At 44.2% G+C, this 13,058-nt stretch carries 15 protein-coding genes; 8 read left to right on the top strand and 7 right to left on the bottom strand.

The window, feature by feature from the left end; all coding sequences use genetic code 11:
* The first annotated feature begins 546 nt into the window (after nucleotides 1–546).
* A complete protein-coding gene (locus tag H3V12_RS04730; protein ID WP_075870399.1) occupies nucleotides 547–1,035 on the top strand; it encodes a heme-binding protein in 489 nt (162 codons plus the stop codon).
* 215 nt (nucleotides 1,036–1,250) lie between these two features.
* On the opposite strand, the gene H3V12_RS04725 is transcribed toward H3V12_RS04730, so the two are convergent.
* Nucleotides 1,251–1,796: a hypothetical protein gene (locus tag H3V12_RS04725; RefSeq protein ID WP_198213138.1), complete on the bottom strand. Its 546-nt coding sequence runs from the start codon at nucleotides 1,794–1,796 to the stop codon at nucleotides 1,251–1,253.
* 169 nt (nucleotides 1,797–1,965) lie between these two features.
* Between H3V12_RS04725 and panB the strand changes: the two genes are divergently transcribed.
* Nucleotides 1,966–2,787 carry a 3-methyl-2-oxobutanoate hydroxymethyltransferase gene (gene panB, locus H3V12_RS04720; protein ID WP_198213136.1) on the top strand — a complete coding sequence of 274 codons (822 nt, stop codon included), beginning with the start codon at nucleotides 1,966–1,968 and terminating at the stop codon, nucleotides 2,785–2,787.
* 72 nt (nucleotides 2,788–2,859) lie between these two features.
* Here the strand turns inward: panB and H3V12_RS04715 are convergent, their stop codons facing one another.
* Genes H3V12_RS04715 through H3V12_RS04705 form a run of 3 tightly spaced genes read right to left on the bottom strand, consistent with a single transcriptional unit; the run spans nucleotide 2,860 to nucleotide 4,871 of the window.
* The gene (locus H3V12_RS04715; protein WP_198213134.1) at nucleotides 2,860–3,375 is read right to left on the bottom strand and encodes a tyrosine protein phosphatase; all 516 of its coding nucleotides are present in this window, start codon (nucleotides 3,373–3,375) and stop codon (nucleotides 2,860–2,862) included.
* Nucleotides 3,375–3,995, bottom strand: coding sequence for an HD family hydrolase (locus H3V12_RS04710; protein WP_198213132.1), 621 nt, complete (start codon nucleotides 3,993–3,995; stop codon nucleotides 3,375–3,377). Before H3V12_RS04710 ends, H3V12_RS04715 begins: the two co-directional genes overlap by 1 nt.
* Nucleotides 3,996–4,871, bottom strand: a complete 876-nt coding sequence (locus H3V12_RS04705; RefSeq protein ID WP_198213130.1) for a folate-binding protein YgfZ — start codon at nucleotides 4,869–4,871, stop codon at nucleotides 3,996–3,998.
* Between the two features lie 65 nt (nucleotides 4,872–4,936).
* On the opposite strand from H3V12_RS04705, the gene H3V12_RS04700 reads away from it, so the two are divergent.
* Together H3V12_RS04700 and H3V12_RS04695 are read left to right on the top strand one after the other, a co-directional pair.
* Nucleotides 4,937–6,274, top strand: a complete 1,338-nt coding sequence (locus H3V12_RS04700; protein ID WP_198213128.1) for a dihydroorotase — start codon at nucleotides 4,937–4,939, stop codon at nucleotides 6,272–6,274.
* Between the two features lie 9 nt (nucleotides 6,275–6,283).
* The gene (locus H3V12_RS04695; protein ID WP_198213126.1) at nucleotides 6,284–6,988 is read left to right on the top strand and encodes an HAD family hydrolase; all 705 of its coding nucleotides are present in this window, start codon (nucleotides 6,284–6,286) and stop codon (nucleotides 6,986–6,988) included.
* A gap of 94 nt (nucleotides 6,989–7,082) precedes the next feature.
* Here the strand turns inward: H3V12_RS04695 and H3V12_RS04690 are convergent, their stop codons facing one another.
* The 3 genes from H3V12_RS04690 to H3V12_RS04680 all read right to left on the bottom strand — a co-directional run bounded on the left by H3V12_RS04690 (nucleotide 7,083) and on the right by H3V12_RS04680 (nucleotide 8,478).
* Entirely contained in the window at nucleotides 7,083–7,751 is a 669-nt protein-coding gene (locus H3V12_RS04690) for a hypothetical protein (protein WP_198213124.1), read from the bottom strand.
* Between the two features lie 14 nt (nucleotides 7,752–7,765).
* Nucleotides 7,766–8,023 (bottom strand): hypothetical protein, encoded by a 258-nt coding sequence (locus tag H3V12_RS04685; RefSeq protein ID WP_198213122.1) that lies wholly within the window; start codon nucleotides 8,021–8,023, stop codon nucleotides 7,766–7,768.
* 83 nt (nucleotides 8,024–8,106) lie between these two features.
* Complete coding sequence (locus H3V12_RS04680) at nucleotides 8,107–8,478, bottom strand: TIGR02301 family protein (protein WP_198213120.1); 372 nt, start codon at nucleotides 8,476–8,478, stop codon at nucleotides 8,107–8,109.
* Nucleotides 8,479–8,833: 355 nt separating this feature from the next.
* On the opposite strand from H3V12_RS04680, the gene H3V12_RS04675 reads away from it, so the two are divergent.
* The 4 genes from H3V12_RS04675 to rarD all read left to right on the top strand — a co-directional run bounded on the left by H3V12_RS04675 (nucleotide 8,834) and on the right by rarD (nucleotide 12,963).
* A complete protein-coding gene (locus tag H3V12_RS04675) occupies nucleotides 8,834–9,640 on the top strand; it encodes an SOS response-associated peptidase (RefSeq protein WP_198213118.1) in 807 nt (268 codons plus the stop codon).
* Between the two features lie 102 nt (nucleotides 9,641–9,742).
* On the top strand, nucleotides 9,743–11,248 hold the full coding sequence (gene cysS / locus H3V12_RS04670) for a cysteine--tRNA ligase (RefSeq protein ID WP_198213116.1): 1,506 nt from the start codon (nucleotides 9,743–9,745) through the stop codon (nucleotides 11,246–11,248).
* A gap of 45 nt (nucleotides 11,249–11,293) precedes the next feature.
* On the top strand, nucleotides 11,294–11,962 hold the full coding sequence (locus H3V12_RS04665; RefSeq protein ID WP_198213114.1) for a DUF421 domain-containing protein: 669 nt from the start codon (nucleotides 11,294–11,296) through the stop codon (nucleotides 11,960–11,962).
* A 44-nt stretch (nucleotides 11,963–12,006) separates the two neighbouring features.
* Nucleotides 12,007–12,963 (top strand): EamA family transporter RarD, encoded by a 957-nt coding sequence (rarD, locus tag H3V12_RS04660; RefSeq protein WP_198213818.1) that lies wholly within the window; start codon nucleotides 12,007–12,009, stop codon nucleotides 12,961–12,963.
* The last annotated feature ends 95 nt before the right edge of the window (nucleotides 12,964–13,058 follow it).

The following is a 13,058-nucleotide window of genomic DNA, read 5'->3' as shown; positions in this document are numbered from 1 at the left end:
ATTTTGTATGAAATATCGAAACGAAAGCGAGAATGCCAAAAATTCGGGTAGAGAAAATTTGTCTGACCAATGTCTGTCCAATCCTGAGCGACTCAAAAAAGATGGAAACCAAACGTTTGTAGGCTCGTCTTTTCCAATTGGCGGGAATAGTTTTTCAATTTGTTGTTATTTTTGTTTCTGATAATTTCTTAATTTAATAATATTAATTATAAAAATAATATGTTATTTAATTTGAATAATTTAAATATAAATAAAATAACTTTTAATATCAATCAATGAAATTAATAAATATCAAAAAATATATATAATTTAAAATTAAATTAAAATAATTATAGTTAATATTTTTTAATATATCCATATTCACATTATATATATCTATTTTTAAGTTAAAAAATACTGACAAATTCACTTTTCGAATTTGATAAAAACATCATAAATAATCCGAAATTTTGAATGATAGTTGTCGCGTTTTCCGAGCTTTCTGTTGCAAGAAACTGCTTTCCGATTATCTTATGAACAATAAACATCACTCTAATGGATAAACCAATGAAAAAAACGTCGAGAAAATTAATCTGTTTGGCATTTGTAGCATCTATCTTTTCTTCAGCCGCAATAGCCGAATATACGACATCCATGCTCTCTCTTGACGATGCGCGCAGCCTGATTGCCAAAGGGCATACGTCGGCTGATACATTGAAAGTTAATGTCTGTATGGCTGTTGTTGATCCGAGTGGTAGCCTCATTACATTTGACCGCATGGATCGTGCACCTTATGGTTGTGTTGATGCTGCGATAGCAAAGGCAAAATCGGCGGCACTTTTCAGGGTGAAAACATCAGTCAATATGCAACGCGTCAATGGGGATGAACCGGCTATTGCCAATACACCTCATATGGTTCCACTCGGCGGTGGTGTTCCGGTTACGAATAACGATGTTGTTGTGGGGGCTGTTGGTGTAAGCGGTGCGACAAACGCAATGGAAGTCAAGATTGCAGAAGCAATGGTTGCCGGTTACGGCGTTGTTCCTACGAAATAGATTCCGTCATTGTTCATGTCAGAATGATTTTTGCAAATTTTAAGACCGTTAAAAAGCGCTAGCAGTTGGACCGTTTGAAGGCCATTGGTAGCGCTTTGTCTCGGCTGAAGCTTGATTCCAGGACAAAAATCGGTAATTGCACCGTTGTGTGATTGATTTCATATCGTAATGGCCGGACAGCCGAGATCTCTTGGAGAAAATCCGTCCGCAGGATACTATTGCAATTCTTGCATCATCGGAACGGCTGGTCGTGAGCGATGTTTATTGAGCTTATCCAATCTTTTTTTACGCGTCTTCTTTGAAAATACTGTTTTCAATTTTTTCTTGCACGGTACTTTTGAGAACCCAAGGGTGCACAAACGCAATAGTTGCAGATGTATTGGTTTTATCTCGCCACCGATGAAATAGAAAAACTGGTATGTTGCCTGACAGACTGTCATTTTTATTATTGCAGTATGAAAATAATCGTGGAGAAAAATATCCGAATTTACCAGCCAAAATTTATTTCCTTGTGTCAGAAGGATTAGGACGAGCTGGTGTGATTCGGTTGTGTCAGAGATGTTGGCATTTCTTCCTGGCACATGCAGCCGATTTTTACAGCAAATAGAAGAAACGGTCAGTCTTACTTTCAAAACAGTCAATTGAAACACCTTCAGACGGACGGGTGCGCAGCAAATGTTTTTGAAATAATGAATGTCGTTTAAAAGGCAGGGGAGCTTCAGTAGAGCAAAAAAATAAAGTCGTTCATCATGCAATTTCATGCAATCGCCACCGTGAACAATCGTTAGTTTTTAAATTTCAATTTTTATCGCCCCGACGCGGAAAAACAAGGAAGATCGGATTGAAAAGTCTGTTATCGCCTCGTTGACCAAGTGTTTTGCTTCTGTCAGATTTATACAACGATAGTCCATTCAGAAAGGGTGACGAAGAGTGAGCAGCTACAATAAGGAAACGCGCGTAACAGTACCGGAAATCCGGGCGAAAAAAGGTGGCGAACCAATTGTTTCGTTAACTGCCTATTCCTCATTTGGCGCACGCATTGCCGATCCCTGTTGTGATTTTCTGCTTGTGGGTGACAGCGTGGGGACAGTGGTTTATGGTTTTGAAACAACTTTGCCAGTCACTATCGATATGATGATCCTCCACGGACAAGCGGTGATGCGTGGTTCGAATCATGCTCTTGTGGTCGTTGATATGCCGTTTGGTTCTTACGAAAAAAGTCCCGAGCACGCTTTTTCAAATGCTTCTCGCATCCTCGCGGAAACCGGTTGTGGTGCAGTCAAAATCGAGGGCGGCGCCGAAATGGCAAAGACGGTGCGCTTTTTGTCACGTCGCGGAATCCCAGTTATGGGGCATGTCGGCTTGATGGAGCAATCGGTGAGAAATCTCGGCGGATTTAAAATTCAAGGCTGTCATCAAAGTGACTGGCCACGTATTGAAAGTGATGCATCAGCCATCGCCGAAGCCGGTGCTTTTGCTATTGTTGTTGAAGGTGTCGTCGAACCTCTGGCGGCAAAACTCACACGTGATCTGTTTATCCCGACGATTGGAATAGGGGCTTCCAACCAATGTGACGGGCAACTTCTTGTGACGGAAGACATGCTTGGCTTTGGCGAAATTGTTCCGAAGTTTGTTCGCCGTTATTCCAATCTCGAAGAGCAAATGGCTGAAGCTATCAACCATTATGCAAACGACGTGAAAACACGTTTATTTCCCGGGGAAAACGAGACTTATTCAAAGCCCGACGAATAATTCACTTTTCTATTGATAACAGTAAGCGTGAAAAAAGCTAATTTTGAAGGATATATTGCTCATGCGGAGCGATTAAGCCTCGACGGGTAGGATGAAAGGCGTTCCTTCAAATGCTTCGGCACCACGACCGATATCGAAAATAGCAGAACTCATACGCCCGCCACGATCAAGGATTTTGTCGGCAAGCTCGACCATTAATTTGTTAGGTGTGGCGGTTGGCGAATTTTCTCTCAAAAGTCGGGCAATTGCGGCTTCACTTTTTTTCTGTTCAAGAGCGCAGGCAATGACAAAAGCTGCTGCAGTTGACCGTGAAATCCCCATATAGCAGTTTATAAGGAGCGGATAGGAACGGTTCCAGTTTTTAGCGATTTCAAGAAGTTTATAAATTTCGGTTTCACTCGGAGCAATAAGCCCTTCCTGAGGCTCGTTAATGTCATTGAATTCAAGAAAATAATGGCGATTTTCTGCAATCATAGCCGGACGCTCCATCGCCGTGCCCTTGTTCATCAAAGTAATAAGTTCGCGTGGTTGGTAGCGTATTGCAGTCTCTGCGAGTTTCGAAAGCGGGGAAACAACAAGATATGCCATCACTGGGCTCTTTCTTTTTCAATAGCATTGAAACGGGCTAAAAACGAACCTTCAATTTGCGGTGTCGGTCGCGCGACAAGATCAAGTCCTTGCGGTTTTATCGTTTCCGGCTCGCCGAAATACCGGATTGCTTCTTCCTTGCTGAAGCCGGCAAGAGTGCTCGCTTCAAAATAGGCTGCTATTCGATCGGCTTGCTTTAATTGTTTGACGATTTTCGCCCGAAGTTCGGTGGGAAGGCCGAAGCGGATGCGGATAGCATCTTCGAGCCTTTTTTCAATTACCTCATAGCTGCCACCCATAACCGCTTTAAAAGGAGAAATCATATCGCCAATGACATATTCGGGGGCGTCGTGGAGGAGTGCGAGTTGCTTTTCATCAGCTGTGGCATCGGGAAATAAGCGACGGTACAGTTTCTCGACCAGCAACGAATGTTGCGCAACCGAATAGGCGTATTCACCTTTTGTTTGGCCGTTCCAACGGGCGACACGCGCAAGACCGTGAGCAATGTCGGTGATTTCGACATCCAGAGGAGAGGGATTTATGAGATCGAGCCTGCGTCCCGACAACATACGTTGCCATGCACGTGCTTCTCCTGTCCTTGTTATTTCGGCGTCAGCCATTTATTCACCTTCCGACACATCTTCCGGAAAACCGTAATTCATATTGGGTGCAATTGTCAGAGTGACCGGCACATTTTCCACGAAAAAAGGAACGTTTTTGTCAATGCCGGCCTTTACCTTGTCAATCCGCACAATTGCCGAGGCGTGTTTGCCGATGACTGTACCAAGATTGCCAATTGTTTTTCCCTCACATTCAATAGAGCCTGTGGCAGGGAGATTGTCTTCACCTTCGACGACCAACATCCTGCGGCGAATAGTGCCTCTATGGTGCATACGGGAAACCACTTCCTGACCGATATAACAGCCTTTTTTATAGGAAATGGCACCGGTTTGATCAAAATTGATATCGTGCGGGAACACCTCGCCAATTTTGAAATCTTTTCCACTTTCGGCAATTCCATATTTTATGCGCAGAAGATCCCACTGATCGGACGAGCTTTGCAAAAAGGGGAGGGCGGTTATGTTTTTCCCGTAAAAGCGGGTGACTTTTTCTTCTGCTGGAAAACGTTTATCGGCAAAACTTGAATCACTTTCTGAAGTAAGTGAATCATTTTGCCAAGAAATCCCTATAACCGATTCAGGAGCCTCACTAATTTCGACTTTCGACCGCAAACGATAAAGGGTTAGGCGTTTTTTGAAACTGTCGGCAAGGTCGGCCGAAATATCAATGACGAAACCGTCGTCAATACGACCGATCAGAAAGTCGAAAATCACCTTCCCTTGCGGCGACAGCAGCGCACCGGCCACCATTTCTCCGGCACCTATTTTTTCAACATCGGTGGTGATCAACCGTTCCAGAAAATGCGTTCTATCTTCGCCTGTAATCGTTAATACACGGCGGTTTTCGAGGGTGAGCGAGCAGTGATTTTCGACCATTTTCCTTGCCTTTCTTCTCGCATTTACGTAATCGGTATAGTTATGGGCTGCAAGGAGCAAAAGTAATGTCGAGAACATTTGATAAGATTTTTAAAGGTGGAACAGTTGTCAATCATGACGGTATTGGTCAAAGGGACATTGGCATTGTTAATGGACGCATCGCTGAAATAGGCGATCTGTCGGCTTGTTCGGCTGGTGAAACGGTTGATTGCACGGGACTTCATATTCTGCCTGGTATGATTGATAGTCAGGTGCATTTTCGCGAACCCGGTGGCGAATATAAAGAAGATCTTGAAACCGGTTCACGTTCTGCCGTATTGGGCGGAGTGACAGCAGTCTTTGAAATGCCGAATACCAATCCATTGACAACAAGTGAGGCTGCCCTTGCCGACAAAGTGAAACGCGGCTACCACCGGATGCATTGCGACTTTGCTTTCTGGGTCGGTGGAACACATGAAAATGCCCGCGATGTGGGCGAACTTGAACGTTTACCAGGTGCTGCCGGTATAAAGGTATTTATGGGGTCATCAACGGGTAATCTGCTTGTTGCGGATGACGAAGGCGTTACAGAAATTCTGAAACACACCCGTCGTCGGGCGGCATTCCACTCGGAAGATGAAGCACGGCTTAATGAGCGCAAATATTTGCGTGTCGAAGGTGACCCAACATCCCATCCGGTCTGGCGTGACGTGGAAGCAGCACTCCGTTGCACAAAAAGGCTCGTGAAAATTGCACATAAAACCGGTGCACGCATTCACGTTCTTCATGTTTCGACAGCCGAGGAAATCGAGTTTCTCAAAGACCATAAGGATGTTGCCACTCTTGAAGCAACGCAACATCACCTGACTTTGACAGCTGATGATTATGCCCGCCTTGGTACACTCATCCAGATGAACCCGCCAATCCGTGAAAGCCGCCATCGTGCCGGTATATGGTATGGCATTAGACAAGGCATTATTGACGTTCTCGGTTCCGACCATGCACCACACACATTGGAAGAAAAACTGAAAACTTATCCGGCTTCTCCTTCCGGTATGACCGGTGTGCAGACCACAGCAGCCATTATGCTTGACCATGTCAACGCTGGCAGGCTTTCGCTGGAACGCTTTGTCGATCTTACTTCTCATGGTCCCAATCGTGTTTTCGGTATCAGCCGGAAGGGGCGCATTGCGGCCGGATATGATGCCGATCTGACAATTGTCGATTTGAAGCGTGAAGAAATTATCCGCAACGAACAAATCGGTTCCAAGGCGGGTTGGACACCTTATGACGGCAAGAAGGTCAAGGGGTGGCCGGTTGGCACGATCATTCGCGGGAAAACTGTTATGTGGCAGGGTGAAATCGTTACACCATCGACCGGCGAGCCGATCGAATTTCTGGAATGCCTACATCACACAAATTGATGCGTCAAAATGAGCATCAAAACTGTCGGTCTTGATGCCGATGATACGCTTTGGCATAACGAGAAAACATTTCGGGAGGCTGAACAATATTTTGTTCAGCTTCTTGGGAGTTGTGCCGATAAAGAAATAATTGAAAGCACACTTTTTTTGACAATTGCGCGTAACCTTGGTCTTTATGGTTACGGTTTCAAGTCATTCACACTTTCAATGATCGAAACAGCAAGCCACGTTTATAACGAGGCTATCCCGTCTTCAAAGATGAAAGAGATAATTTCGCTTGGCCAATCCTTGATGGATAAACCGGTAAATTTGATCGGCGGCGTCGTTGAAGTGCTTGAAGCCCTCCATAAAAATTACCGTCTTCTACTGATAAGCAAAGGCGACCTCGTGGAACAAGGCCGTAAGCTCGAAAAATCGGGATTAAAAAGCTATTTTGATGCCATTGAAATTGTCAGCCATAAAGACAAAACCGTTTATGAAGAACTGTTAAAACGCAATAGAGTGAATAAGAACGAATTTGCAATGGTCGGTAATTCGTTGAAATCGGATGTTCTGCCCGCTCTCGAAGCAGGCGCATTTGCAGTCTACATACCTTACGATATTACCTGGGTTCATGAAATGGCAGATGAACCGGATGACAATGGCCGCTATTTCAAGGTCGAAAAGCTCTCCGATCTTCCTGAACTTTTAAAGACAATCAATCGGAAATCCTAAAAGCAATGATCACTAATGAATGGAACGGTGAGTTTTGTGAAATTGAAGCGCGCCATTTTAAAATAATCACTGTTCAAGTAATTGATGAAAACGACTAGTCACCGGTGATGAAAAACCGCCATTTGCCATCGGGCGTAATGCCAATTCTGAAAAAAGAATATGTGCCGATTTCTTTCATTTCTTCAAGGTCACCGGCCGTCATAATCTGGAACAACTCGACAAGCTGGGGCTTTGTAAGCTTATCAATTGGCATGGCAACGAAATAGGGCCAGACGTAAATTTCCTCGTCGTCTTCCTCGTCAAGATGCACATAACCGGAATTGAGAAGGTCAATCATGATAGCCATGGTTTCAAGGCCATCACCATCGCCGGAAAGCTTTTTGATATAATCGATCGGATCTCTGACATTATCTGAAACGGAAAGTTGCGTCGGGTCACTACTTGTGCCCAACAATGGTTTCAGATTGTTGACGTCACCACTTTTTGCCGCATCAATAATTTTTTGTCGCATCAGTTTTACTGGCGCGGGCAGTTTTTCAATGTCGTATTCCACCTTTGGCGGGGTATCATTGCTGTTTGCACTTTTGCTTTTCTTTGCTTCCGGTAATGGAATAGGGTTAGCAGCGTCATCGACTTTCGGTACGTCGGTGTGCACTTTTAAAGTGTCATCAGTTAAATCGGTTGATGCGACGTTGACAGAATTGGCAACAGGTGAATAAAGTGACAAAGCCCCCAAGAGCAAGCAAAAAACAAATGATTTCAATGAAATAAAATCCTTTATTGAATCGTTTTATGATCGCTAAGTTCACCCATTACCACTTTGTCGCGCATATGGGATAAAAAATCGAGCACCTGTTTTTCGTTACGCGCTTTTAACAAATATTTAAGCGCGGTATCAAAAGCAGCTTCGGCGAGGATTTCAGGTTCAATACCATTGGAAATACCGCCGATCCACGCTTCCGATTGAAATTCATGGGCTACATGTTTTTGTTCTTCAGCAATAATGGCCGAAAGATCAGTATTCGATTGGCTCATCAGTGAACTCGTTCTATCAGTGCTGTTTGGTGAAATACATTAGCACAATTTCACCGCCTGTCAGTCTTAATAGTCAAAAAAGGTTAATTGCCATAACGGTTCAAAAGTTCATGTGAAAGGGCTGTACCTTCCTTGATGTAACGGCGATCAGCATCAACGGCTGCTTTTGTACATGTATGATAATTATCTGAAAAAGCACGATAGGCATCGTTAAAGCTCGCGTAAAGGCGGGCACGACGCGTTGGTGCGGGATTTTCGGCTTTGATCAGCTCTTCCATCTTGTCACGCCATAAAGGCGTTTTCTCCCCGCATAGATTGCGCAAGTAATGAAGTGAACCGAGTATTTCAGCAAGCCGCAACATTTTCGCATCATATTGGGGTACCTGCTCGGCACCGGCTGGTATCGAAGTCAAAAGAAAAGCCATAATGACAAGGGTTTTCAAATACTTGTGCATGTTATCGGACTCATTTTGTTATTCAGACAAAAAGCTATCGTGATAAGGATATTTCTATAGGGCTTTTCATGTCCTGTAAGCAATGCCAAAACGTGACCGGAAAGTCCTTGAAGCGCCTGATTGGTTTAAAATTACCAAATCTGTTTGGATGTATTTTGTTTTTGTTGGCAAGACCGGCTATTATTAATGCAAAATTCATAGCTTGTCCGGCGAAGAAAGATTGGCCTTTCGTCGCCAAAAGCATATTTCTGGTGACGGCAAGAATGTTCACGCGACGTCAATTGACGTTTTTCTGTTTGGAAAAGCCGGTTTTTGACTGCAAAAACTTTAAATTGTTGAATTAAGAAGGGTAGCCATGTGTGGGCGGTATGAGCTTGAGGCCTCGAAAAACGAGGTTGCCAATGCTTTTGATGCTTGGATCGAGGAAGATTTCCCGAAACGCTATAATATTGCGCCAACGCAACCGATTTTGGTAATCAAGGCGCCGGAAGCTTATCGCGATGCTTTATCGAACAGGCCCAAGCATGATGCCTTGCTAGTACGCTGGGGGTTTATTCCGGGCTGGACGAAAAATCCTGATCAATGGCCACTAACATTCAATATACGTTCCGAAACAGTGGCAGTGAAAAAAGCGTTTACAAATGCGCTTCGTCATCACCGTGTCATTATTCCGGCGACAGGTTTCTATGAATGGAAAAAACAATCACGCGGCAGATCACAGCCTTATCACGCTTCACTTGATGATCATTCTATCATCGGTTTTGCCGGCCTTATGGAAACCTGGAATGGTCGCGAAGGCTCGCAAATCGACACCGCTGCTATTTTGACAACAGAAGCAAAATCGCCACTTGCAGAAATCCACCACCGTATGCCCGTCATTGTCAGGCGGGAGGATATTGATAGATGGCTTGATTGCCGGAATTTTCGACCCTCTGATGTTATGGATATTTTAAAGAATACGCCAGCCGAACACCTTTATGTTTACCCCGTATCCGATAAAATCAACAATGCTTCCTATTTTGGCAAAGACGTGAAAGAGCGATTGGTCGTTAACGAAGAGCAAAAAAACAAACGCGGTACGCAAACTGATAAAGTTCGAAAACAGCAGGTTGAAAAGCAGGGGAAAACTTTAAAGAATAAAGACCAATTTGACCTTTTCTAAATGCCCAAGCGAGATATTTAAGAATAATAAGGGTAAATGCCTTGACCGTTTTAAAATGAATTTCCAAGGTGCCGGCGTTTCCTGACAGATGAAAGATTATTGATGACCAATTTGCATTTTTATAACACGTTGACCAGAACAAAAGAGGATTTCCATCCGATTGACGCCAATAAGGTGCGTTTATATGTTTGCGGCCCTACCGTTTATGATTATGCCCATATCGGCAATGCGCGTCCGGTCGTGGTTTTTGACGTGTTGTTTCGCTTGCTGCGTCATGTCTATGGCAAAGATCATGTCATCTATGCCCGTAACATTACTGATGTGGATGACAAAATCAACGCACGCGCTGTCCGCGATTATCCGGATATTCCGTTAAACGACGCCATCCGCATTCTGACAGATAAAACCAACAAGCAGTTTCAGGAAGACGTAGCAGCGCTTGGCTGCTTATCTCCTACAACGCAGCCCCGTGCAACAGATAATCTTGATAATATGCGCGCAATGATTGAACGGTTGATTGAACGTGGTCATGCCTATGTCGCCGAAGATCATGTGCTGTTTTCTGTTTCCAGTATGGGAAATCATCCCCGTTATGGTGCCTTGGCACACCGGTCGCTTGACGAAATGTTGGCAGGTGCTCGTGTTGATGTCGCCGCCTATAAGCGTGACGAAATGGATTTTGTTTTGTGGAAGCCCTCGAAAGAGGGGGAACCGGGCTGGACTTCTCCTGCCGGAATTAAAGCCAAAGGGCGTCCGGGCTGGCACATTGAATGTTCCGCAATGTCTATGGCAAAATTGTTGGTGCCGTTTGGTGGGGGGCTTCAATGCGATAATCCGCAGAATAATATTTTCGATATTCATGGTGGCGGAATCGATCTGGTTTTTCCCCATCATGAAAACGAGATTGCTCAAAGCTGTTCGGCCTTTGGAACAGAGCGCATGGCAAATTTGTGGATGCATAACGGTTTTCTTCAGGTCGAAGGGCAGAAAATGTCCAAAAGTCTGGGTAATTTCATCACCATTCATGATGTGTTGGAAACCAGCCTTGATGAAATTTCTTCGCAAAATGACGAAAAATTGCGCAACCAATGGGTGGGCTTGAGTGCGCGCCTTTCCATGTTGCAAACGCATTATCGTGAACCGTTAAACTGGACAGCCCAGCGCCTTGCGGAATCAAGTAGCGAACTCTATCGCTGGTATGAACTGTTGCGTCAGCAAAAAATTCGTTCATCGGATAGAACACCGACAAGTGAGGAAGTTGTCGATGCTCTGGGAGAGGATCTCAATTGCTGGAGTGCCATCACATATTTGCGCCAATATTATAAATCGCAGGATGCTAAAGCACTCAAATCCGGCATGGAGCTCATGGGGTTGTTGCATGATGACTGGCTGGATGACGAAGACTGTTCACTGTTTAATAAAAAAAGCGGGATAGATAGCGAGTATGTCGAGAGCCAAATTGCCAAACGCTTGTCATTTATCAAAGACAAAAACTGGGCTGAGGCCGATCGGATCAGAGACGAGCTTGGAAAGAAAAACATTTTGCTGAGGGACGAAAAAAATCCGCAAACAGGCGAACGCGTGACACATTGGGAAATCAAACATTAATCCCGCCAGAATTCGCCACTGGCAATGATGAAGAAGGTGTAACGAATGGATTACCTTTTGGGTTATGGCTATGTGGCACTCAAACTTTTTATAGGGCTTGCAGTATTTTTGCTGGTACTGAGAACAAGCGGTCGTGGAAGTCTCAGTCAAATGACACCGACTGACTTGATCAGCAATTTTGTGATGGGCGGTATTATAGGCGGTGTCATCTATAATCCGAAAATCACCGTTATTGAGTTATTGATTGTTTTGATTATCTGGCAACTACTCGTCATCGGTTTGAATTATCTCCGTCGTCATTCGGTATTTTTTCATAATCTTGTGGCAGGTGGTGATGTTGCATTGGTGCTTGACGGAAAATTCCAGATGGATGAAATCAAACGGCTCAATATTGATGTCAACGACTTTGCAACCATGCTTAGAATCAAGGGCTGTGCACTTCATGAAGTTGCTTTTGCGCGTCTTGAATCGAATGGAAGTCTCTCGGTTATCCGCAAGGAAGAAGGAAAAAATGCAACGCTTGTCGTCAAAAATGGCAGCATTGTTGATGGCAGTCTTGACGAAATAGGTAAAGATGAAGCCTGGCTTGAAGAGCAATTAAAGAAGAAAAAAGTTGCCATTGATGATATCTATGCCGCCGAATGGTACGAGGAAAAAAGCCGGAATGGCAGAACGCGTACTGGACTTTTTATTGTCAGAGGGACAACTTCCTGATTTTCACGAGATTCGAAAAGAGCGGGACCGTTTGACAAATGCTTATGAAAAAGCCTGTTTTGAAAGAGAGCAAGATATTTCCGGCCAATATTTCAGGCTTTTTCGCGGCACTTGGTGCCTATGTCATATGGGGCATCTTTCCGCTTTATATGAAGGCAGTAGCTCATATTCCGGTCATGGAAGTGGTTGTTTATCGCGTTTTGTGGTCGCTTCCTATCGCACTTGGCATCATTATTGTGATCGGGCACATGCATGCCCTTCGGGACGCATTAATGCAGCCGAAAATGGTGGCTATGGCGTTCCTGACATCGGCGCTGATTACGGCCAATTGGAGCATTTACATTTGGGCGATCGCCAATAACCACGCTGTTGATGCAGCGCTCGGTTATTATATAAACCCTTTGGTCAATGTCATGCTGGCGCTTGTTTTTCTGCATGAACGCTTGAATTCCTGGCAGTGGTTTTCAATTGCACTCGCTTTTGTCGCCGTTTTCATTTTGACGATAAACGCCGGTGGCCTACCTTGGATCGCAATATTATTGCCGGTGACTTTCGGATTTTATGCTTTTTTCAGGAAGTCCTTGCCCATTGGACCTACCGAAGGGTTTGCACTTGAAACATTGATTATGACCATACCGGCGCTTATTGGATGTGGTTATTTTATAGCAACGGGCGAGGATTATTTCTTCCACAGTACATGGAAGGATGCAGGATTGCTCGTTTTGGCAGGCCCCTTTACTGCTATTCCGTTTATTCTGTTTGCGGTTGGTGCCAAGATGCTGAATTTGACGACCTTGGGGCTCATGCAATATCTGACGCCGACATTTCTATTTTTAATCGCAATTTTTGTTTTTCACGAGCCCTTTTCGCCAGTGCAACTCTTTGCCTTTTCATTGATCTGGTTGAGCCTCGTTGTTTATACCGCCGCGAGCCTTTCAATGAAAAAACAAAGACAAACGAAAGATACAATTATTGAACTTAAAAAAGTTTCCGAAAAATAAGATATATCAAGACTCTGATAGATTTTAGAAAATCCGAAGGCGATAATTTTTTTTGAATCGACCCCGAGATATCGAAATCCTCTAAAGACTTACAT

The organism is Bartonella sp. W8167 (assembly GCF_016100335.1).
GTDB classification, from domain to species: domain Bacteria; phylum Pseudomonadota; class Alphaproteobacteria; order Rhizobiales; family Rhizobiaceae; genus Bartonella; species Bartonella apis.
The sequence above is the reverse complement of the archived record's forward strand: the minus strand, read 5'-3'. Positions and strand labels throughout refer to the sequence as shown.